This window comes from Pseudomonas wayambapalatensis, from assembly GCF_049942315.1.
Classification (GTDB): domain Bacteria; phylum Pseudomonadota; class Gammaproteobacteria; order Pseudomonadales; family Pseudomonadaceae; genus Aquipseudomonas; species Aquipseudomonas wayambapalatensis.
On the sequence record NZ_JBNFMU010000182.1, the window covers coordinates 31172 to 50885 of the forward strand.

Sequence of the window (19714 nt, forward strand, 5' to 3'; positions counted from 1 at the left end):
GGCATCAGCCCCGACGCGTGACGGTCAGGGCAACGGCGGCGATACGCTCGACCTGCTCGTATCCAGGCTCGAGCAACTGCTCGCCGAACACGTCCGGGTCCAGTTCCCGGTAGGACCAACCAAACGCAGGCCCGGCAAGGCGCAGGCGGGCGGCTTCGAGCAGCGCGTCGCGCCCCTCGACGATGGCGACACCGGTGTACAGCAGCAACGTGCCGCCGATCGACAGCCGCTCACGGGCCTGCTCGACAATGCGCAACGACAGTTCGGCGCCCAGCGCGCCCCCTCCGTGGCGGTAGGCGCGCTCGCCCGCGTCGAGCATGTAGGGAGGATTGGCGACGATCAGGTCGAACGTCCCGGCGATGCTGTCGAGCACGTCGCTGAGCGCTACCGAAACATTGGCCACGCCGGCCAGTGCGGCATTGACTGCGGTATGACGCAAGGCCACAGGGTTGATGTCCACCGCAGTGACCTGCGCATGCTGCGCGGCCCGGGCGATCAGCAACGCGCCGACGCCACTGCCGCAACCAATGTCGACGGCATGCTGCACAAGCTGGGGGCTGTGGCGCAGGTGATCCTGGATCACCTGGGCGAACCGGTAGCTGTCCGGGCCGAAGAACACCGCGTCGCGGCCGTCGGTCGGCCAGGCGGAGTGCACCAGCAGCAGGTCATCCAGGCTCGACCAGCGCACCCTGCTGCGCCACAGCGCACCCTGTGGCTCCAGCACACCGGCGATACGCAGCTGTTCCAGTTCGTCGGCGCTGAGCAGCGACGCTTCGAACGGTCGGCTCCAGCCGAACACATCGCGCAGCGTTCGAGCCCGGTGCGCTTCACTGCGGGCATTGACCCTGCCCTGGGTCGCCGGGGTCACGCAGGTGAAACGATAGCCGTCGGCGCGCAGCCGACGTCCCAGCTGGAGCAATGCCTCGTCGGCACGCCTCTGGTCTTGGTCGAGCAGCATCAGTTCGGCCCTCCGCTCATCAACCCGGTAGCCTGGATGAATGAGCGGGTTGCGCGCAGGCCCTGGGGCGTGGAATGGCGATTGCCGGCCATCGCTTCGATCAGTGCAGCCATGTCCGCTGCCTGCGCTTCGCAAGGCGCCTCTTCCTCCAGTTGCAACGCCTGCTCCCACTGCCCCGGCGGCACCCGACGTATCACGGCGCCCTGCCAGGTGCCGGCGATCCAGTCGTGCCAGAGCTGCTTTTCATAGGCATCGAACACACCGAACATGGCCGCCACCGGACCGTCGATCAGCGCCCAGAAGCGGCTTTCCCTGGGATCGCTGTCGCGCTTGATCCAACCCTGGGCTTGCAATGCATCCAGGAAACCAGGCATCGCACCGGGCTCGGCAAGCCACTGGTTGATGGTGCGCCCTTGCAGGCGACATCTGTCCGAATGCATGCACTGCCCGTATGGACGCTTGCGCTCCAACGCGCCGAGCAACTCGGCCTGCAGGTCGAACGAAGCGATCAGCGACGGAGTGTCGATACCCAGGTCATTGAGCCGATAGCCCTGCCTGACCCGCTCGTAGAACGCCGGCCCCTGATCCACAGACAGTTCGGCGAAGCTCTCCAGGGCGCGCCGTGCATGACCGCTGGCGGCATTGTCGATGGTCACATGCAACTGGAAGTAATGAGCGTCGATGCCCAGCTCGGCCAGCTCATGAGTGGTGATCAGCAGGTGCAAGGGGGGCTGCTCGTACCCCAGGTTGTAACCGATCACCTCCGGCAGGAAGCGCTCGCAGTGTTGCCCCAGGGCCAGTTGCAGCGCGCCCTGCAGGTAACGTTCAGCGGCTAGCGGTGCGCTCTGCAGGCAGCCGAGACGGCTGAGCAGGCGCTGGTAGATCAGCACGTGGTTGCAGCGCAGGTCGCCGTCACCCAGCTCTTCGAGGAAGGTGCGGATCAGCCCGTGAAACCGAGGGTCGCGCCAGTGCCAGAGGGTGCCGTGCAGCCATGCGCCATCGACCGCCTTGGTTGGCGCGACCTGCTGCAAGAACCACAAGGCCTGCGCCCGGTTGTCGAAGTAACGGCGTGGAGCACCCTGACGGCGTTGTTCAAGATAGGCCGCGTGCTCCCCGGCGACCCGCTGCGCATGGGCAGCGGCCCAATCCGGCAGTTGCCCAGGATCATCCGGCAAGTCGTCCGCCAGCGTGCGGACATGGCCCAGTTGCTCGCCCAGCCAAGCCTCGGCCGTCGGGTCACGGCCCTCGAGCAGGGCACGGTAGCGATGTTCAAGTCCATCGCTCGCCTTGGCGGTTGCCGCCCAGCCTTTCGTCATCGCCACCATGCCCGCTACCTCGCTCATTGATTTTGCGGTTTGGTCTCGGGGGACGGGTTGGTCGCGGGTGTATCGGGCTGCTGCATCTGCAGCGACGGCTTGCTTGGATCGGCGTCCTTGGCCGGATGGTCGTTATCACGGTCGAAACAGCCACCGAGCAACGTAAAGCAGACGGCCAGCAGCGCTGTAGCCAATAGATTCGTGTTCATGGAGGGTGCTCGCTTTTTGGTGAGGGCCTACACAAGCGAGTCCGACGCCCCCTGAAGGATTCGTTTTAATTCCGGCGCAGCGGATGAGCGGTGCCCTGACGGCGGCCAGCCTTCCCCGCCGACATGACGCGAGTGTTACCGACATGCACCAGCAGGTTATGCTGCGCACCCCGCCCCTGCCACGAGGCTGTCATGTCGTCCGCTGCCGTACCGGCGCAAACCCTGCGCGCCGACCGAGATTCGCGCAACGCCGCCCAGGTGCTCGGCCTGTGCCTGCCCAGTGACGTGCTGCTCTACCTGCTGCTGCCCATGTACGCAGCGGACTTCGGTGTGACGCTGGTCGAGGCCGGGGTATTGCTGGCGGCCAATCGCCTGGTGCGGATCATCGGCTATGGCTGGGTGGTGCGGTTCTATGCACGCCACGGCGATCGCGCAGCGTGCAGCCTGGCGGCTTTCGCTGCAGCGGTGTGTGCGCTGGGCAACGCCACCCTTTCCGGATTCGCCGCACTGCTGGTACTGCGCCTGGTCTGGGGGTTGTGCTTCGCCACCTTCAACTTGAGTACCCAGACCCTCGCCACTGCCGAGGCACAGGGTGCAGCCCGCCGCGCCGGGCGTTCGCGGGCGACCCTGGCCATCGGCCCCATGCTGGCCTTGCCGCTGGGGGCGCTGATGGCCCAGGCCTATGGCCCGCGTACGGTGTTCTTCGTACTGTGCATCAGCGCCCTGTGCGGCCTGTGGCGGGCCCGCGCCTTGCCTTCCAGAGGCCATGACATTCCCGTGCGCAGCGGTCGGCGCCTGCGCCTGCCGGACAGCATCGCCACCTGGTCTTTCATCGAAGGGGTGACGCTGGACGGTCTGTTCATTTTCGGCCTCTCGCTGTATGCGCAAGTCCACATGGGCGAGTCGGGGGTACTGGTGGCCGGTGTGCTGATGGCGGTGCGCTATTTGAGCGAGATGCTCTTCAGCCCCTTCGGCGGACGCCTGGCAGATCGCTTCGGCGCACTGCGCATGTTGGTGGTGCTGTCGCTGGCCACCTCACTGGCGCTGCTGGTGTTCGCCAGCCATTGGCTGTTCATCGGCGCCTTCTTCGTGTTGGTGCTGCGCGCCTTGCAACTACCTCTTGTGATGACCCTCGTCGCGCTGCGCAATCCGCACGCGCGCATTCAGGCGCTGGCCAGCAATGCCGTGTGGCGCGACATCGGCGCCGGGCTCGGGCCGATGCTGGCCGGTGTGCTGCTGCCGCAGGTGCCAGCGATCTGGGCTTATGCCGGGGCGGCGTTGGCAGTCGCCGTGGCGGCGCTGAACTGTGCCAGGCCGCCACGGCATTGAGCACGGCGCCCAGGGGTCAGCGCAGCTGGATCCAGGTGGTCCTCAACTGGGTGTACTTGTCGAACGCATGCAGTGACAGGTCGCGCCCAAAGCCCGACTGCTTGTAGCCGCCGAACGGGGCGACCACATCGAGCGCATCGACGGTATTGACCGAAACGCTGCCGACCCTGAGCTGCCTGGCAACCCGGTGCACGCGGTTCAGGTCGTCACTCCACACCGAGGCGGCCAACCCATAGACGCTGTCGTTGGCCAGGCGGATAGCTTCCTCTTCAGTGTCGAAGGCCGTCACTGCGAGTACCGGGCCGAAGACCTCTTCACGCGAAAGCGACGACTGCGGGTCGACATGGGTGAAAATCGTCGGCTCGATGAAGTTGCTGGAGCCGTTGAAGCTGAGCTGACGCCCACCGGCCACCAGAAGCGCGCCCTCCTCCTGTGCGCGGCCGATCGCGGCCATGATCTGCGAAGTCTGCTGCGCATCGACGATGGCGCCGGCGCGGCTGGCCGGATCCAGCGGATTACCGGGGAGCCAGTCGCGCGCCTTGGCGATCAGGCGCTCGATGAACGCGTCATGGATCGAGCGCTGCACGTAAAGTCGTGAGTTGGCCGAGCAGACCTCACCCTGGTTGAAGAAGATGCCGAATGCGGCTTTCTCTGCGGCCAGGTCCAGGTCCTTGCAGTCATCGAACACCAGGTTCGGGCTTTTCCCACCGCACTCCAACCACACCTGTTTCAGGTTCGACTGCGCCGAGTACTGCATGAAGTACTTGCCCACCTGGGTGGAGCCGGTGAATACCAGGCAATCGACGTCGGGGTGCAGGCCCAGTGCCTTGCCGGCGATCTCGCCCAGCCCCGGCACGACGTTCAGCACCCCTTCGGGAATGCCGGCCTCCAGCGCAAGTTCGGCCAGGCGCAGCGCCGAAAGCGGCGACTGTTCGGCAGGCTTGAGCACGACGCTGTTGCCGGCCGCCAACGCCGGGGCCAGCTTCCAGGCCGCCATGTCCAGCGGAAAGTTCCACGGCACCACGGCTGCGACCACACCGATCGGTTCCCGGGTGATGGTGGCCACGGCATTGGCCGCAGTGGGCGCAACCTGGTCGTAGAGTTTGTCGAGCGACTCGCCATACCAGGCGAAGACCTGGGCGGCGCCCGGCACATCGATGTTGTAGGCATCGAGCACCGGCTTGCCCATGTTCAGCGATTCGAGCAGCGCCAGCTCCTCGCGGTGGGCCAGCATCAGCTCGGCCAGGCGCAGCATCACGCGCTTGCGCTGGGTCGGCGCCATACGGGCCCACGGGCCTTGCTCGAACGCCTGCCGCGCACTGGCCACGGCACGGTCGACGTCCTCAGAGGTACAGGCGGCGACCCGCGCCAGCAGTTGATTGGTGGCAGGATTGATCGCATCGAACGTCGCGCCACCTGCGGCGGCCACGAAACGGCCGCCGATCATGGCTTGATCGCGAAAAGTCAGCTTGGCGGCTTGCTGCTGCCAGTAGGTTGAATCGTGCACGTTGTGCTCCAGGAACCGTTGATTGGAAAAGGTAGCGCAGCCGCTTCAGAGCTTGCCCAGCGCCTGCGCGGTGCGATCGACCGCTTTGCGGGTCTTCTCCACCAGTTCGTCCAGCTCACTGTGGTTGGCCACCAGCGCGGGTGCCATGATCATCCGTCCCAAGGTCGAACGAATGATCACGCCCTCTTCGAAGCCGAAGGTCCGGCACTGCCAGGCCAGCTCGTTTTCGTTGGCGTAGCGCTTGCGGCTGGCCTTGTCCTCGGCGAACTGCAGGGCAGCCACCAGCCCGGCGCCCTGCACCTGGCCGATCAAGGGATGGTTGGCGAACACCTCGCGCAGGATGCGCTGCAGGTAGGGCCCGGTATCGTCTTTCACCTGACGCACGATGCCTTCGTCGCGCAGCGCCTTGAGGTTGGCAATCGCCACCGCAGCGGCCACCGGGTGCCCGGAATAGGTCAGGCCGTGAGCGAATACGCCGCCGCGCTCCACCAGTGCTTCGGCGATACGCTTGCTCAGCACCAGCCCGCCCATCGGCACGTAGCCCGAGGTGAGGCCCTTGGCGATCGACAGGGTGTCGGGCTCGAAACCGAAGTACTCGTGGGCGAACCATTCGCCGGTACGCCCGAACCCGCCAATCACCTCGTCGGCACACAGCAGCACGTCGTATTGGCGGCAGATGCGCTGGATTTCCGGCCAGTAGCTTTCCGGCGGGAAGATCATGCCGCCGGCGCCCTGGAATGGCTCGGCGATGAAACCGGCGACGTTCTCGGCACCGAGCTCGAGGATTTTTTCTTCCAGCTGCAAGGCGCAGCGCCGACCGAACTCCGCCGGACTCAGCTCGCCACCGGCGGCATACCAGTAGGGTTCATCGATGTGCGCCACATCCGGAATCAGCCCGCCCATCTCGTGCATGAACTTCATACCGCCCAGCGCCGTGGCCGCCAGGGTCGAGCCGTGGTAGCCGTTCCAGCGGCCGATCATGACCTTCTTGTTCGGCTGGCCAAGCACCTGCCAGTAACGGCGCACGGTACGGATCAGCACCTCGTTGGCCTCGGAGCCGGAGTTGGTGTAGATCGCGTGGCTGTAGTGGCCCGGCAGCAGGCTGAACAGCAGCTCGGACAACTCGATCACGGCCGGGTGAGTGGTGTGGAAGAACATGTTGTAGTAGGCGAGCTGGTCCATCTGCGCCGCAGCGGCGGCCGTCAGGTCCTTGCGCCCGTAGCCGAGCTGGGTGCACCACAGGCCCGACATGCCGTCCAGGTAGCGCTTGCCTTCGCTGTCCCACAGATGCAGCCGCTCACCGCCGACGATTACCCGCGGGCCTTCGGCGTTGAGCGCCTTCTGGTCGAGGAAGGCATGGATATGGTGTGCAGCATCGGCGGCCTGGTAGTCACGGGTCTGGCGTTGGGGTGCGAAAGGCGCGTTCATGGGCGGTTTTCCTTGTTGGTATGGAGACGCCCCTGAAGCTTGCAGCAGCCAGCAACCGTGCGAAATCACCCGTTGGGGTGAGGTCCCCAGCCTCGTAACCGGCTCACCCCAACGGGTGATTTCGGAGGCGAATCGGCTATGGGAGCATGCGCCAAGGCCCCGAAACGCGGCCCCCTTCGTGCCCAATCCATAAAGAGAACAACGCCATGAACGCACGCTTCAGTCCCTTGCGCCGAATCCGCTCCCGCCTACGCCTGCGCAGCGCTTGAGCGAGGGGCCACGCCCCCGCATCCAGCCCACCACCTCTCCTTCACCGGTAGCGAGCATGATCGCCTACCGCGGCGTCCTGCATCCCCACATCAGGAGTCAGCAATGCATACAACAACGACAACCGCAGCGCATTCCACGCCTCACTCACCGTCCAGCACGCGCTTTCGCACCTCCATGGGCATGACCGCGCTGATACTCTTCGGCCTCGCCTACATGGTGCCGTTGGCAGTCTTCTCCGCCTACGGGCTGGTAGCCCAGACCACCAAGGGCCACCTGCCGACCGCCTACTTGCTGACTCTCGGCGCCATGCTGTTCACCGCCTACAGCTACGGGCGCATGGTCCAGGCACACCCCTACTCCGGCTCGGTCTACACCTATACCCGCAAAGCGTTCGGCGCCCACGCCGGGTTCATGGCCGGCTGGACACTGTTGCTCGACTACATTTTCCTTCCGCTGCTCAGCTACCTGCTCATCGGCATCTACATGTCGGAATACTTCCCGACTGTGCATGCCTGGGTATGGGTGCTCGGGTCGATCAGCGCAGTGACTTTCCTCAACCTGATCGGCATCGAGTCGGTGACCCGGGTCAACGGCATCCTGGTGGTCGCACAACTGGTATTCATCGTGGTGTTCGTGGCGTTGTCGATCAACAGCCTGTCCGCTCAGACACAACCGATCTCGCTGACCGCCCCCTTCTACCACGAGGGTTTCAGTGCCTCGGCCATCATGGCGGGCGCGGCGGTGCTGTGCCTGTCGTTCGTAGGCTTCGATGCCGTCTCGACCATGGCCGAGGAGACTGCCGACCCCACCCGGCGGATTCCGCGGGCGATCATGGCGGTATCGTTGATCGGCGGCCTGTTGTTTCTCGTGGTGTCGTATTTCGCGCAATTGGTCCACCCGGACTGGAGCAGCTTCGCCAACCCTGACTCGGCACCGGTGGAGGTGATGAACAGCGCTGGCGGACATCTCTTGGCCAGCGCCTTTACCGCCACCTACGTGGCAGGCTGCTTCGCGTCGGCCATGGCCTCTCAGGCCAGCGTGTCGCGGGTCCTGTTCGCCATGGGCCGTGACGGCGCCCTGCCCCGTGCCTTCGGTCAACTGGTGACGAAAAAGCGTGTGCCCGCCTTCGCGATCATCGTGGTCGGGATGGTGTCGTTGAGTGCGCTGTTCATCAGCCTGGATACCGTCGCCAACATGATCAGCTTCGGCGCCCTGTTTGCCTTCTCGGCAGTCAACCTGGCGGTGGTCAAGCACTACCTGGCCGACCAGAAGCTGCGCGGCACGGCAAACTGCCTGCGCTATGGCCTGATTCCGGGCCTGGGGTTCCTCAGCACCCTGTGGCTGTGGACCAGCCTGTCGAGCCTGTCGTTCACCATCGGCCTGTGCTGGATGGGCCTGGGCGTGGTGTTCCTGATCGGCCTGACGCGCGCGTTTCGGGTGAAACTGCCTGACTTGCAGATGGCAGACTGACAACACCGGCCTAAAAACGCCGACGATGATGCGTCGGCGTTTTCATATCAGCGCGGCTTGCCCATGTAGCTTTCCAGCGGGTCGCGCTCCAACACTCCATGGGCATTGGCCAGGGCATCGATGAACAGGGAGAACAGCTCGGACTGGGTGCCGATGTCGAGCTTGGCGTAGACGTGTTTGCGATGGGACTTGATGGTGTCTTCCGACACCTTCAGACGCTCGGCCAGGGAGCGGGTCGAGTGCCCGCGCAGGATGAGCTGGGCGATCCGGCACTCGCGATCGGTCAGCAAGGACGATCCGAAATTGCTCAGGGCGGCATGCACGCGCTGCTCCCAGACCTTCTCCACGCGTCCGCCGCGGCCCTGATAGCCGTCGAAATGCTTGGCCAGTACCGCCAGCACCCAGGGGCTGATGGCCTTGAAGCGTGACTTCGCTGCGTCGTCGAGTTCATCGGTGAACGCCAACGACACTGCCAGGCTCAGGCCGTCATCCAGTTGCAGGATGTAGTTGATCTCGTCCTCGAGGTGGGAATGGCGGTAGAACGCCAGGTAATACTCACTGAGCTTGAAGTGATCGGGCGCCACGTCACCCAGCGCATAGCAGCCTGAGTGAACGCTTTCGATGCAGACTTCATAGAACGGGTCCAGCAGGTAGAAGCCCGACAGGTAGCGTCGAACGTTGCCTTCCGGCCGCCAGGGGCCAGGCCCATCGCATTCCGACCAGGCCGACGGCAGCCCCTCGCGGGGATACAGGTACACCGTGCTGGCCTTGACCGGGCCGACCAAGGCCAGCGCTTCGAACAGCGCCGTGGCGAAACCCTGGGCGCCGATGGCGGCGGTGACTTTCGCCATCGCCTCGAACCACTGGACTGATGAAAGCTGATCGATTTGCACGTCTGTGACCCCTGGAATTCCGCTGATCGGATGGTGCCATGGGCCTGTGCGCCAGGGAATCACCCGTTGGGGTGAGCAGGTAGGGAGGATTGTCGGACGCACTGCGCTATGCTGCCAGGCTCGCACGCATCGACAAGGACGTTCCCTCATGACCCCGACCCTGCGCCTGGCTCTGCCCGAGGATATCGAACTGCTGTTCGACATTCGGACCAGCGTGAAGCAGAACCACCTTTCGCGCGAGCAGATGCACGATCTGGGCATTACCGCGACCACCCTCACCGAAGCCATTCGCGAGGCGCCCTGCGCCTGGATCGCCGAATACCGGCAGGAGGCGGTCGGCTTTGCCATGATCGATCTGGACGAAGGTGAGCTGTTCGCACTGTTCGTGCGCCCGCAGCATGAAGGCAAGGGCATCGGTCGATTGCTGCTGGAGCAGGCCGAACGCGCGCTGTTCCAGCGTCATGAAGTGATTCACCTGACCACCGATGGCGATCAGGCGATCCGTGCGAACGGCTTCTACCAGCGTGCCGGTTGGGTTTCGCGCGCAGCGGTCGATGAGCGCGATGTGCGCTATGAGAAACGCCGCACCGCCCCGCCTGCAGGCTCAGGTCAATGACTGGAAATCAGCCGCATCATGCCGTTCGCGCAAGAACTCGCCCGGCGCCGCGGATGTGCGGTTGACCACCCTGCCCCGCGCCACAGCAGGGCGCGCGGCGATGGCGTGGTACCAACGCAGCAGATGGGTGTACTGCTCGACTTCGAGGAACTCGCCCGCACCGTACACGCCCAGCAGGCTGCCGGGATACCAGGGCCACACGGCCATGTCGGCAATGGTGTAGATATCCCCGGCCAGGAACTCGTGGCGTGCCAGATGGGTGTCCAGCACATGCAAGGGGCTGGTTCTGCTGGGATACGTCGGTCATGGGTCGCTCCAGGGAGTTCGTGGCGTCACGCCGAAAACTCTAACCAAGCGACACCTGCGCAGATACGCCGCGCAGCTGAATTGACTGTTTCGTAACGCGAAACGCTGGCCCCGCCCGGAGCCTGCTCGCTTCAAGCCTGGGCGGTTTGCTGCCAGGCCAGTCGTGCCTGGACCTCGACCGCTGCGTCCATGACTTTCTGTGTCCAGTTCCCATCCTTCGGACAGACGACGACCACACGGAAGCCATGGTCGTCACCTTCGATCCGCACGCCTTCGGAGTCATCGACATGCAGGTCGATATCGAACGCCGGCGGGAACTTCGACGGTGCCTTGGCAAGGCCGTTCGCCGACAGGACCTGCTGGTGCCGGTCGCTGTTGACCACACCATCGACACGGATGCCGTAGAGCAGCAGCCAACGCCTGATGTACGACGGCGTGCGCCCGGACGATGTGTAGATCCAGATGCTGTAGCCCTGGCGGCGCAGATCGCGGATCAGCGCGCGGGTGCCGATGCGCAGGGGCTCACCCAGCCAGCGATGAACGAACTCCGGCAGTTTGCTGTGCTCGGCCGGGCTGTGGTGCGGCAGGCAGGCGAGCGTGTCATCGATATCAAAGGAAATACGCACCCGCGGCTGCCTGAACGCCCGCGTGACACCGTGCCAGGCCTGGCGACTGCCGATCTGCCATTGCTTGAGCTTCGGATACCTGCCCATCAACGGCCCTCCTGACAGATGCGTGCCGACGCGTCGCTCAGGAAAAACGTCTCGGGATCGGGCGCCTGCGCCTCCAGGAACGCCGCATACTTCTTCTTGATCTTGGGCAATTCGTACAAGGCCTTTACACCATGCTTGGCAGAGTTGCGTATGACCGAGGACGGGTTGAAATAGCCCTCGGCGTTGTCCAGCGTCAGCACGAACGGCGGTAGCCCTGCGCGCATCAGCAGATAACTGACGATGAGCGACCCCGTGCGATTGTTGCCTTCAATGAACAGCTGCGGCTTGCTCAGGATGCGAACATACACGCCTGCTGCGCGTTTCCACACCGAATCGCTGCCATACGAGCAATACCAGTTGTACAGATCCTTGATGCCGCCTTCGACGTTGTTGAAGAAGTGCTCTTCGGTGGCGATCAGGTGCTGGGCGAACTCCACTCGACGTTCAGGATCGCTGCCACACAGCACCGTGGCGTTGATCTCCAGCATCAGGTTCAGCTGCTGAAGGTCGAACAGGTCGATACCCCGCGCGACATAGTCGTCAATCAGGGCATAGCCTTCAAGCACATTTTGCAGCACCTCATCGGTGAACGGATCACGCGGTTCGGTAAAGTGCTTGCTGAGCTCGGTGAAACGCCGCTGCACATCCCGCAGTGCGCGTTCTACCGCTGACAGGTCAAGACGACGCGTCGCACGCATAAGTAATCTCTGGAAACACTAAAAAGTAAAAGCGGTCGGACTGTCGCAGCGGCCATCCTGGCCTGCGACATCCAACCGCTTCGGTCGAGTGACTACATCAGCTGAACTTGCCGCTGATGTAGTCACTGGTCAGCTGTTCGCGCGGGTTCTGGAAGATCTGGGTGGTCGGGCCCATCTCGACCAGGTAGCCCGTGCGCGTGCCCTGGGAAATATCGACCGAGAAGAATGCCGTGGTGTCGGCAACACGGATCGCCTGCTGCATGTTGTGGGTCACCAGGGCGATGGTGTAGTCCTTCTTCAGTTCCACCATCAGCTCTTCAACGCGCCGGGTTGCGATCGGGTCGAGTGCCGAGCAGGGTTCATCGAGCAGCAGGACTTCCGGCTCGGTGGCAATGGCACGGGCGATGCACAGGCGCTGCTGCTGGCCGCCGGACAGCGACAGGCCACTGACCTTGAGCTTGTCCTTCACCTCATCCCACAGGGCTGCACCTTGCAAGGCGTGCTTGACGCGGTCGCCGAGGTCGCCCTTGTAGCGGTTCAGGCGCAGGCCGAACGCGACGTTGTCGAAGATGCTCATCGAGAACGGGTTCGGTTGCTGGAACACCATGCCGATGTAACGGCGCACGACCACAGGGTCCACACCCTTGCCATAGACATCCTGGCCGAGGAAGTGCACGTGGCCTTCGAAGCGGAAGCCCTTCACCAGGTCGTTCATGCGGTTGAGGCTACGCAGCACGGTACTCTTGCCGCAGCCGGACGGGCCGATAAAACCGGTGATCTTGTTCTTTTCGATCGGTACATGGCTGTCGCGGACCGCCATGAAGTTGCCGTAGAAAATCTTGTCCAGCTTGCAGTCCATGACCACTGGTGCCTGGTTGACCAACGGAGCGGCTCTTTGCGCAGTCGATACGTTCAAGTTAGATGCTCCCGTTCTCAATACTTAGGCTTGCCGAAAATACGGCTGAGAATATTCACGACCAGCACGATCATCACCAGTACCAGCGAGGCCGCCCAGGCGAGCTCCAGCTGGTTGTCGAAAGGCATGCCGGAGAAGTTGTAGATCAGTACCGCCAGCGAGGCCGTGGGGTTCATCACCGCCAGGCTGCCGTCGTGGTAGATCCAGTAGTTGCTGAACAACGCGGTGAACAGCAGCGGCGCGGTTTCGCCAGCGGCGCGGGCCACGGCGAGCATGACACCGGTGAGGATGGCCGGCATGCCGGTCGGCAAGACGATCTTCCAGATCACCTGGGCACGGGTACAGCCCATGCCGTAGGCGGCGTCCTTCATGATCTTGGGCACCATCTTCATCGCCTCTTCGGCGGTCAGCACGACGATCGGCAGCATCAGTACCGCCAGCGCCACGCCACCGGCCGGTGCGGAGTATGTGCCGGTGGTCATGACCACCAGGGCATAGGCGAACACGCCAGCCAGGATCGACGGCAGGCCGGTGAGCATCTTGGCGGCAAAGCGCGATGCGTTGGCAAGCTTGCTGTCCGGACCGAGTTCGGCCAGGAAGATCGCCGCCAGGATGCCGACCGGCACCGCGATGGCAGCGGCAATGCCGACCATGACGAAGGTACCGGCCATGGCGTTGCCGAAACCACCGCCCATCTCGAAGCCGGTGGGTGGCAGCTCGGTGAACACCTCAAGGCTCAGGCGTGCACCGCCGCGGGTGATCAGCATGTAGAGCACGGAAATCAGCGGCACACTGGCCAGCAGGGCCACGCACCACACCATCGTGGTCAGGGTCAGGCTGCGCAGGGCGCGGCCTTCGAACCGGCGCTGCAGGCTGGGCAAGGCAGTTGCAGGGGTCGTGAGGTCGGTCATTATTTATTACCCCGCTGGGCGTAGAGCATGATCAGCGATCCAACGACGTTCACCAGCAGGGTGATGAACATCAGTACCAGCGCCGCGTACATCAGCACCTCGACCTCGTTCGGCCCGGCTTCAGGGAAGTTCAGGGCCAGCAAGGCCGCCAGCGTGTTGGCCGGGGCGAACAGGGAAAGCGTGATGGTGTTGGCGTTACCCACCAGCATGGCCAGCGCCATGGTCTCGCCCAGGGCACGGCCAAGGCCAAGCACCAGGGAGCCGAAGATGCCGGTGGCGGCGGACGGCACCATCACCTTGAGGATGGCTTCCCAGTGGGTGGTGCCCATACCGTAGGCTGCCTGCTTGGTCTTCATCGGCACGCTGGTCAGCGCGTCCTGGGACACCGCGGCCACGGTGGGCAGAATCATGATGGCGAGCACCAGTGCTGCTGGCAGCAGCCCAGGCCCACTCAAGGAGGAACCGAAGAACGGAATCCAGCCCAGTTCGCTGTTCAACCATGCGGTCAGCGGACGGATCGCCGGGATCACCACATAAATGCCCCACAGGCCATAGACGACGCTGGGGATGGCGGCGAGCAGCTCGACGATGGTGCGAAACACCGCAGCGAGTTTTGCGGGCAGGAAATCCTGGGTGAGGAAAATCGCCATGCTGATACCGAAGAAACCGGCGATCAGCAATGCAATCAGGGCGCTGTAGAGCGTGCCCCAGATCGCCGGCAGAATGCCGTATTTGCCTTGGTTAACGTCCCACACGCTGCCGAAGAGCACATCGAATCCGTGCTTTTCCATACCCGGCAGCGCCTTGCGTCCTACTTCGTAGACCAGCGCAAAGACCAGCGCCAGCACCAGCACCACGCCGATACGTGCAAGTGCACGGAACGTACGGTCGACCAGGAAATCCCTGGTTGACGGCGGCTGGCATGCAGAGTCGGGGTTATCCGGAATGGCAAAAGGTGTGTTCATGGATTATTTCCGGGACAGGGGCAGAGGCGCCCGGCATGCCTGGTGGGTCATGACGGGCGCAACCTGACAAGCCTTACTGGATGTTCTGAGCCGCTTTGCGCACCTGGTCGACAACCGACTGCGGCAGCGGGATGTAGCCCATCGAGTCAGCGATCTTCTGACCTTCGGTCAGGCTGTACTCGATCATGTCGCGCATGGCCTTGGCCTTGGCGGGGTTGCCGTTGTCCTTGCGGAAGATCATCCAGGTGTAGGAGGTGATCGGGTAGGACTTGGCACCGTCCGGGTCAGGCAGCCAGGCCACCAGGTTTTCCGGCATCTTCACTGCAGCCAGTGCTTCGGCACCGCTTTCGGCGTTCGGTACGACGTACTGGCCGGCCTTGTTCTGCAGGGCTGCGAAGTCGACCTTGGCCAGCTTGGCGAAGCCGTACTCGATGTAACCGATCGCACCCGGGGTCTGGCGCACGGTGGCGGTCACGCCATCGTTCTTCGGCGACTTGATGAACTTGTCGGTCGCTGGCCAGTTGACGGTGTTGCCCTCGCCCAGTGCTTCCTTGAAGCCCGGGTTGATGGCCGACAGGTGCTTGGTGAAGACGGCGGTGGTACCGCTGGAGTCTGCACGCACGACCACGGTGATCGGGGTGGCAGGCAGCTTCAGCTCAGGGTTGGCAGCGGCGATCTTCGGATCGTTCCACTGGGTGATCTTGCCCAGGAAGATGTCGGAGTAGACGTCACGCGGCAGCTTCAGGCCCTTGGGGTTACCTGGCAGGTTGTAGGCCAGGACGATTTCACCGGCGGTCATCGGCAGCAACTGAACGCCCTCGCCGACCTTGGCAATTTCTTCGTCTTTCATGGCCGAGTCGCTGGCGGCGAAATCGACGGTCTTGTTCAGGAAGTCCTGGACACCGGCGCCACTGCCCTTGGACTGGTAATCGACAGTGACCCCTTCGGTCTTCTTGCTGAAATCCTTGAACCAGGTCAGGTAGATCGGTGCAGGGAAGCTGGCACCGGAACCGGTCAGGCGGACGTTTTCTGCGGCGAAGGCCGAAGTGGCGCTAAGCGAAACGGCAACGGCGAGTGCAGCAGACTTCATCAGGCGTATCATGGAAAAGCGCTCCGTGTGATGGCCGGAACACTTTGCAGCAGCTGTATTACAACTTTGTGACCATTGGGTGGCAAACCACCTGCTCAGCCCCCATGAATCGGGCCAACAAGGCAATTTGATGCCATTTCGTAGTAACTAAATGTGACTAGTACCGCCAAGCAGATGCCCGTCACTAAATTTCAAATGACCTTCACCGAACGCCCGATGAACTTCACCGGGCCGGTCGGTCGGCCCGTGGGCGATCCGCCAGCCTTTTCCAGCGTCAGCTCGAACAGCTGATTGGGCTCCAGAGGCGGTAGGTCGCGCAGCGGCACGCGATACTGTTCGCCAGGCTTGACCAGGCCCAGGGAGACTGGCGCCTGCCATTGCTCGCCCTTGGTCCAGAACTGCAGGGTCATCCCTTCTGGCACCTGATCCCGACCCAGCGGGATCAACGCGATGGTCCGCGCATCGCTGGCCTGCACCACCCAGCCGGGCACCTGGTCGGTCGGCGCTACCAGCACGACCAGGTAGTGGGTCGTCGCAGGCCGGGTGATCAGCAGCGCCAGACTCAGCAACACAGTGGCCGCCAGGCCGGCGGCGCTCACGCCTTGCCACAGGCCCAGGCGCTTCCACCATCGGCTTGTCGGATGCACCTGCCGCGCCTGCTCCGAAATACTGCGGTCGATCCGTCGCCACAGACGCGTGCTGGGTCGTTGCGGCTCAGCCAGCGTAGTCAACTCGAGCAGGCGCGCCTCCCAACGGTCGACAGCCGCCCGCAAGTCCGGCTCGCGGTCCAGTCGCGCAAGCACCGCAGCGCGCTGTTCGGCAGACAGCGTCCCCAACACATACTCCCCCGCCAGCACGTCGAGCAGTTGCGAAGGGTCATCGGTTGAACCCGGCGTCATGTCATGCACTCCCGCAGCGCCTCGAGGCTTCGCTTGATCCACGCCTTGACCGTACCCAGCGGCGCCCCCATCAGGCTGGCGATTTCCGCGTGGCTGCAGCCGTCCACATAGGCATGCAGGACACACCGCTGCGGTGCAGGCTGCAGTTGCTCAAGGCAGCGATAGATCTTCGCAGAGCCTGACCAGATGGCGCCCTCGTCGAATTCTCCAACCAAGGTCACGATGTCCGCGTCGTCCAACGCCGTCTCCTGTCGGCTGTCGCGCACGGCGTTCAACGCCAGGTGGCGGTTGATGCTGTAGATCCAGCCCCGGGCCGAACCTCGCGTCGCATCGAAGCTGGTCGCCCGTGTCCAGATACGAATGAACGCGTCGTGGACGATATCCTCGGCCATGGCGTCATCGCGCACGATGCGCCGCACCACCCCGAGCAAACGCGAACCTTCATGGTCGTAGAGCGCCTGCAAGGCGCTGCGGTCACCCCGCGCGCAAGCGGCAAGGCAACCCTGGAAATCGAAAGGCGTAACGGATGAATTCACTCTCGGCACGGTCCTGTGTCGGCGCTGACACCCGGCCTTACGGCCGGGGCTTGTAGAGCAGCGTAGATGATCCATTGCCAAGCGTCAGTTCAACCACGCGTCATTTGGCAGACCAGAAGATGTAGTCGGCCTGGTACTTGACGATCTGCTGCGCCCCCTTGTTCTGCGCTGTGCAGGCCATTGCCGGGGCCACCCCGCCCTGGGTGGCGAGGCGCTGGATGTAGCTGACCCCGTGCATTGCCCCCTTACCCTCGGCCGGATTCGCCTTGACCAGTTGATACGGCAGATCGCCTTTGCCTGCAGGGGCTACGGCAAGCTGGGTGCCGGTGACTTTCGAGCCGTCCTTGGCCTGCCAGGTGGCGGGCGGGCCAAAGTAGTCGCCGACAGCCTTGCCACTGCGGTCGCTGAGGGTCGCCTTGGGACCGACGAAGAACCACTCGGTCTCGCCCGGCGCATTGGCCTTGTCCCGGCACTCGTAGGTGATTTCACCGACGCCGACGGTTTCGAGCATGACCGTGTGGCCTGCGGGCACCTTGACGGCATCGGGCACCGCAGCATGGGCAGCCTGTTGCGCGAGCATGAAGCTCGATACGAGCAGGATCGAGGCAAACGGGATTTTCATGGGATGGACTCCTGATGGGTACGCGGTTGGGCAGTCGATGACTGCTACCTTCCTGTACCCGCCAGCAGCCGTTGTGGATGCAGACTAGGCAATCCTGGCGACGAACGGTCGCAGGATGCCTATTCGGTGGACTCCACCACGCCCTGATCCTCTCCCAGGAACCCACCGCTCTGATGCTGCCACAACCGCGCATAGGTGCCGTTTCTGGCCAGTAGTTCAGCGTGGGTGCCCTGTTCGATGATGCGCCCTTCATCCATCACGATGAGCCTGTCCATCGCCGCGATGGTGGACAACCGGTGAGCGATGGCGATCACCGTCTTGCCCTGCATCATGTCATCGAGGCTTTCCTGGATGGCAACCTCGACCTCCGAGTCCAGCGCACTGGTGGCTTCGTCGAGCAACAGGATCGGGGCATTCTTGAGCATCACCCGGGCGATCGCGATGCGTTGGCGCTGGCCACCGGACAGCTTGATGCCACGCTCGCCGACCAAGGTGTCGTAGCCGGTGTTCCCTTGGCGGTCGCTCAACTGGCTGATGAAGCCATCGGCCTGGGCACTGGCGGCAGCACGGCGGATCTGCGCCTCGCTCGCCTCTGGGCGGCCGTAGGCGATGTTGTCGCGAATCGAACGGTGCAGCAGCGAGGTGTCCTGGGTGACCATGCCAATGGCGCTGCGCAGGCTATCCTGGGTGACCTGGGCGATGTTCTGCCCATCGATGCGGATCTCGCCACTGTCCACGTCATAGAAACGCAGCAGCAAGTTGATCAGCGTCGACTTGCCCGCACCGGAGCGGCCGACCAGGCCGATCTTCTCGCCGGGGCGAATCTCAAGGCTCAGGCCATCGAGCACCTGGCGCTCGCCGTTATAGTTGAAACGCACATTATCGAAGCTCACCGCCCCGCCGTGGGTCACCAGCTCCCCCGCGTTCGGCACATCCTGGACCTTGGGGCCGGTGGTCAGGGTCACCATCCCGTCCTGCACGGTGCCGATGTTCTCGAACAGCGAAGTCATCTGCCACATGATCCAGTGCGACATGCCATTGACGCGCAATGCCATGGCGGTGATCGCCGCCACCGCGCCAGCGCCCACTTCGCCCTGGTGCCACAGCCACAGGGCGTAACCGCCCGCGCCCATGATCAGGCCGACCACCAGCGCCTGGTTGGCGATCTCGAACTGGCTGACCAGGCGCATCTGGCGAAAGCCGGTCTGCTTGAAATCCTCCATCGCCGCACGGGCGAAGTGCGCCTCGCGCCGGGAGTGGGAAAACAGTTTCACCGTGGTGATGTTGGTGTAGGCATCCGAAACCCGCCCTGTCATCGACGAGCGGGCATGGGCCTGTTCCTGGCCGACCTGCCCCAGGCGCGGGACGAAATACACCATGGTCAGGCCGAACAGCGCCACCCAGGCAATGAACGGCAGCATGAGCTTGAGCGCGAAGCCGCCAGCCAGGGCAATGATCGCCACGAAGTACACGCCGATACCCGGCAGGATCTCGATCAGGGTGAACAGCACCTCACGCACCGCCAGCGCCGTCTGCATCACCTTGGTAGTGACCCGGCCTGAGAACTCGTCGGAGAAGAACGACAAGCTCTGGCGCAGCATCAGGCGATGGAAATCCCAACGCAGGCGCAGTGGCAGGTTGATCGCCAGCACCTGATGCTGCACCAGCGTGCGCCCCGCCACCAGGCCGATACTGACCAGCAGCACGGCACCCGCGCCCCACAGCACCCTCGCCTCCTCTGCGGTCACCGCGTCGCCCACTTTCCAGGTCGCGAGCAGGTCCACTACCTGGCCGAGAAAGGCGAACAGCCAGGCCTCGTAGATCGACACTGCAGCGCTGAGCAGCGCCAGCGCCACGATATAGCCGCGGGCACCGCGCGTGCAGGCCCACATGAACCGCGCCAGGCCCATGGGCGGTGGTGGGGCTTCGTCGGGTGGGAAAGGGTCAAGCCAACGCTCTAATATGCGCAGCATGGAAGTCTCCGGATAAGGCAAACAAGGGATTGTGCCAGTTCATGACGATAGGTGGCGGAAATTGACATCGACAGTGGTGCGCAGCCGGC

The 19714-nt window shown here is 63.8% G+C and carries 19 protein-coding genes and 1 pseudogene; 3 read left to right on the forward strand and 17 right to left on the reverse strand.

What is annotated here, in order from left to right; genetic code table 11:
• Positions 1-4: 4 nt before the first annotated feature.
• From ACPZMI_RS13580 to ACPZMI_RS13590, 3 genes are read right to left on the reverse strand one after another with little or no spacing between them, the layout of a single operon-like run.
• Positions 5-958 carry a methyltransferase gene (locus ACPZMI_RS13580; RefSeq protein ID WP_426352420.1) on the reverse strand — a complete coding sequence of 318 codons (954 nt, stop codon included), beginning with the start codon at positions 956-958 and terminating at the stop codon, positions 5-7.
• Complete coding sequence (locus ACPZMI_RS13585) at positions 958-2283, reverse strand: iron-containing redox enzyme family protein (protein ID WP_426352430.1); 1326 nt, start codon at positions 2281-2283, stop codon at positions 958-960. Before ACPZMI_RS13585 ends, ACPZMI_RS13580 begins: the two co-directional genes overlap by 1 nt.
• 14 nt (positions 2284-2297) lie before the next feature.
• The gene (locus ACPZMI_RS13590; protein WP_426352421.1) at positions 2298-2483 is read right to left on the reverse strand and encodes a hypothetical protein; all 186 of its coding nucleotides are present in this window, start codon (positions 2481-2483) and stop codon (positions 2298-2300) included.
• Positions 2484-2675: 192 nt separating this feature from the next.
• On the opposite strand from ACPZMI_RS13590, the gene ACPZMI_RS13595 reads away from it, so the two are divergent.
• Positions 2676-3812, forward strand: a complete 1137-nt coding sequence (locus tag ACPZMI_RS13595) for an MFS transporter (RefSeq protein WP_186665215.1) — start codon at positions 2676-2678, stop codon at positions 3810-3812.
• Positions 3813-3828: 16 nt separating this feature from the next.
• Here ACPZMI_RS13595 and ACPZMI_RS13600 read toward each other — a convergent pair whose 3' ends face one another.
• Both ACPZMI_RS13600 and ACPZMI_RS13605 read right to left on the reverse strand, forming a co-directional pair.
• Entirely contained in the window at positions 3829-5259 is a 1431-nt protein-coding gene (locus tag ACPZMI_RS13600; RefSeq protein ID WP_426352431.1) for an aldehyde dehydrogenase, read from the reverse strand.
• Positions 5260-5364: 105 nt separating this feature from the next.
• The gene (locus tag ACPZMI_RS13605) at positions 5365-6747 is read right to left on the reverse strand and encodes an aspartate aminotransferase family protein (protein WP_186708597.1); all 1383 of its coding nucleotides are present in this window, start codon (positions 6745-6747) and stop codon (positions 5365-5367) included.
• A 372-nt stretch (positions 6748-7119) separates the two neighbouring features.
• On the opposite strand from ACPZMI_RS13605, the gene ACPZMI_RS13610 reads away from it, so the two are divergent.
• Positions 7120-8487 (forward strand): APC family permease, encoded by a 1368-nt coding sequence (locus ACPZMI_RS13610; RefSeq protein ID WP_411384293.1) that lies wholly within the window; start codon positions 7120-7122, stop codon positions 8485-8487.
• Positions 8488-8534: 47 nt separating this feature from the next.
• On the opposite strand, the gene ACPZMI_RS13615 is transcribed toward ACPZMI_RS13610, so the two are convergent.
• Complete coding sequence (locus ACPZMI_RS13615) at positions 8535-9338, reverse strand: helix-turn-helix domain-containing protein (RefSeq protein ID WP_426352432.1); 804 nt, start codon at positions 9336-9338, stop codon at positions 8535-8537.
• A gap of 190 nt (positions 9339-9528) precedes the next feature.
• On the opposite strand from ACPZMI_RS13615, the gene ACPZMI_RS13620 reads away from it, so the two are divergent.
• Positions 9529-9996, forward strand: a complete 468-nt coding sequence (locus tag ACPZMI_RS13620; RefSeq protein WP_426352422.1) for a GNAT family N-acetyltransferase — start codon at positions 9529-9531, stop codon at positions 9994-9996.
• Here ACPZMI_RS13620 and ACPZMI_RS13625 read toward each other — a convergent pair.
• The 11 genes and pseudogenes from ACPZMI_RS13625 to ACPZMI_RS13675 all read right to left on the reverse strand — a co-directional run.
• Positions 9985-10272, reverse strand: a pseudogene (locus tag ACPZMI_RS13625) (glutathione S-transferase C-terminal domain-containing protein); the annotation flags it as partial. The gene ACPZMI_RS13620 and the pseudogene ACPZMI_RS13625 sit on opposite strands and share 12 nt — an antisense overlap.
• 161 nt (positions 10273-10433) lie before the next feature.
• On the reverse strand, positions 10434-11015 hold the full coding sequence (locus ACPZMI_RS13630; protein ID WP_426352423.1) for a hypothetical protein: 582 nt from the start codon (positions 11013-11015) through the stop codon (positions 10434-10436).
• Positions 11015-11713, reverse strand: coding sequence for a hypothetical protein (locus ACPZMI_RS13635; RefSeq protein WP_186665229.1), 699 nt, complete (start codon positions 11711-11713; stop codon positions 11015-11017). Before ACPZMI_RS13635 ends, ACPZMI_RS13630 begins: the two co-directional genes overlap by 1 nt.
• Before the next feature lie 97 nt (positions 11714-11810).
• Positions 11811-12572 carry a phosphate ABC transporter ATP-binding protein PstB gene (gene pstB / locus ACPZMI_RS13640; RefSeq protein ID WP_238343281.1) on the reverse strand — a complete coding sequence of 254 codons (762 nt, stop codon included), beginning with the start codon at positions 12570-12572 and terminating at the stop codon, positions 11811-11813.
• 74 nt (positions 12573-12646) lie between these two features.
• Entirely contained in the window at positions 12647-13540 is an 894-nt protein-coding gene (gene pstA, locus ACPZMI_RS13645) for a phosphate ABC transporter permease PstA (protein WP_186665233.1), read from the reverse strand.
• The gene (gene pstC, locus ACPZMI_RS13650; RefSeq protein WP_288376817.1) at positions 13540-14505 is read right to left on the reverse strand and encodes a phosphate ABC transporter permease subunit PstC; all 966 of its coding nucleotides are present in this window, start codon (positions 14503-14505) and stop codon (positions 13540-13542) included. The genes pstA and pstC overlap by 1 nt, the downstream gene beginning before the upstream one ends.
• Before the next feature lie 73 nt (positions 14506-14578).
• Complete coding sequence (gene pstS / locus ACPZMI_RS13655; protein WP_065863516.1) at positions 14579-15607, reverse strand: phosphate ABC transporter substrate-binding protein PstS; 1029 nt, start codon at positions 15605-15607, stop codon at positions 14579-14581.
• 179 nt (positions 15608-15786) lie between these two features.
• Positions 15787-16494 (reverse strand): anti-sigma factor, encoded by a 708-nt coding sequence (locus ACPZMI_RS13660; protein WP_186708590.1) that lies wholly within the window; start codon positions 16492-16494, stop codon positions 15787-15789.
• Positions 16491-17030, reverse strand: a complete 540-nt coding sequence (locus ACPZMI_RS13665; protein ID WP_186708588.1) for a sigma-70 family RNA polymerase sigma factor — start codon at positions 17028-17030, stop codon at positions 16491-16493. The genes ACPZMI_RS13660 and ACPZMI_RS13665 overlap by 4 nt, the downstream gene beginning before the upstream one ends.
• 100 nt (positions 17031-17130) lie before the next feature.
• Positions 17131-17652, reverse strand: a complete 522-nt coding sequence (locus ACPZMI_RS13670) for a DUF3455 domain-containing protein (RefSeq protein WP_186708586.1) — start codon at positions 17650-17652, stop codon at positions 17131-17133.
• Positions 17653-17771: 119 nt separating this feature from the next.
• Positions 17772-19625 carry an ABC transporter ATP-binding protein gene (locus tag ACPZMI_RS13675; protein ID WP_426352424.1) on the reverse strand — a complete coding sequence of 618 codons (1854 nt, stop codon included), beginning with the start codon at positions 19623-19625 and terminating at the stop codon, positions 17772-17774.
• Positions 19626-19714 lie beyond the last annotated feature (89 nt).

Excerpts from the sequence above, each read along its gene's own strand:
- ACPZMI_RS13600 (WP_426352431.1), bottom strand. The coding sequence starts at position 5,259 with ATGATCGGCGGCCGTTTCGTGGCCGCCGCAGGTGGCGCGACGTTCGAT.
- ACPZMI_RS13610 (WP_411384293.1), top strand. The coding sequence starts at position 7,120 with ATGCATACAACAACGACAACCGCAGCGCATTCCACGCCTCACTCACCG.
- ACPZMI_RS13635 (WP_186665229.1), bottom strand. The coding sequence starts at position 11,713 with ATGCGTGCGACGCGTCGTCTTGACCTGTCAGCGGTAGAACGCGCACTG.
- pstA (WP_186665233.1), bottom strand. The coding sequence starts at position 13,540 with ATGACCGACCTCACGACCCCTGCAACTGCCTTGCCCAGCCTGCAGCGC.
- pstB (WP_238343281.1), bottom strand. The coding sequence starts at position 12,572 with ATGGACTGCAAGCTGGACAAGATTTTCTACGGCAACTTCATGGCGGTC.
- ACPZMI_RS13620 (WP_426352422.1), top strand. The coding sequence starts at position 9,529 with ATGACCCCGACCCTGCGCCTGGCTCTGCCCGAGGATATCGAACTGCTG.
- ACPZMI_RS13590 (WP_426352421.1), bottom strand. The coding sequence starts at position 2,483 with ATGAACACGAATCTATTGGCTACAGCGCTGCTGGCCGTCTGCTTTACG.
- pstS (WP_065863516.1), bottom strand. The coding sequence starts at position 15,607 with ATGATACGCCTGATGAAGTCTGCTGCACTCGCCGTTGCCGTTTCGCTT.
- ACPZMI_RS13615 (WP_426352432.1), bottom strand. The coding sequence starts at position 9,338 with ATGGCGAAAGTCACCGCCGCCATCGGCGCCCAGGGTTTCGCCACGGCG.
- ACPZMI_RS13605 (WP_186708597.1), bottom strand. The coding sequence starts at position 6,747 with ATGAACGCGCCTTTCGCACCCCAACGCCAGACCCGTGACTACCAGGCC.
- ACPZMI_RS13595 (WP_186665215.1), top strand. The coding sequence starts at position 2,676 with ATGTCGTCCGCTGCCGTACCGGCGCAAACCCTGCGCGCCGACCGAGAT.
- ACPZMI_RS13675 (WP_426352424.1), bottom strand. The coding sequence starts at position 19,625 with ATGCTGCGCATATTAGAGCGTTGGCTTGACCCTTTCCCACCCGACGAA.
- ACPZMI_RS13580 (WP_426352420.1), bottom strand. The coding sequence starts at position 958 with ATGCTGCTCGACCAAGACCAGAGGCGTGCCGACGAGGCATTGCTCCAG.
- ACPZMI_RS13660 (WP_186708590.1), bottom strand. The coding sequence starts at position 16,494 with ATGACGCCGGGTTCAACCGATGACCCTTCGCAACTGCTCGACGTGCTG.
- ACPZMI_RS13670 (WP_186708586.1), bottom strand. The coding sequence starts at position 17,652 with ATGAAAATCCCGTTTGCCTCGATCCTGCTCGTATCGAGCTTCATGCTC.
- ACPZMI_RS13585 (WP_426352430.1), bottom strand. The coding sequence starts at position 2,283 with ATGGTGGCGATGACGAAAGGCTGGGCGGCAACCGCCAAGGCGAGCGAT.
- ACPZMI_RS13630 (WP_426352423.1), bottom strand. The coding sequence starts at position 11,015 with ATGGGCAGGTATCCGAAGCTCAAGCAATGGCAGATCGGCAGTCGCCAG.
- pstC (WP_288376817.1), bottom strand. The coding sequence starts at position 14,505 with ATGAACACACCTTTTGCCATTCCGGATAACCCCGACTCTGCATGCCAG.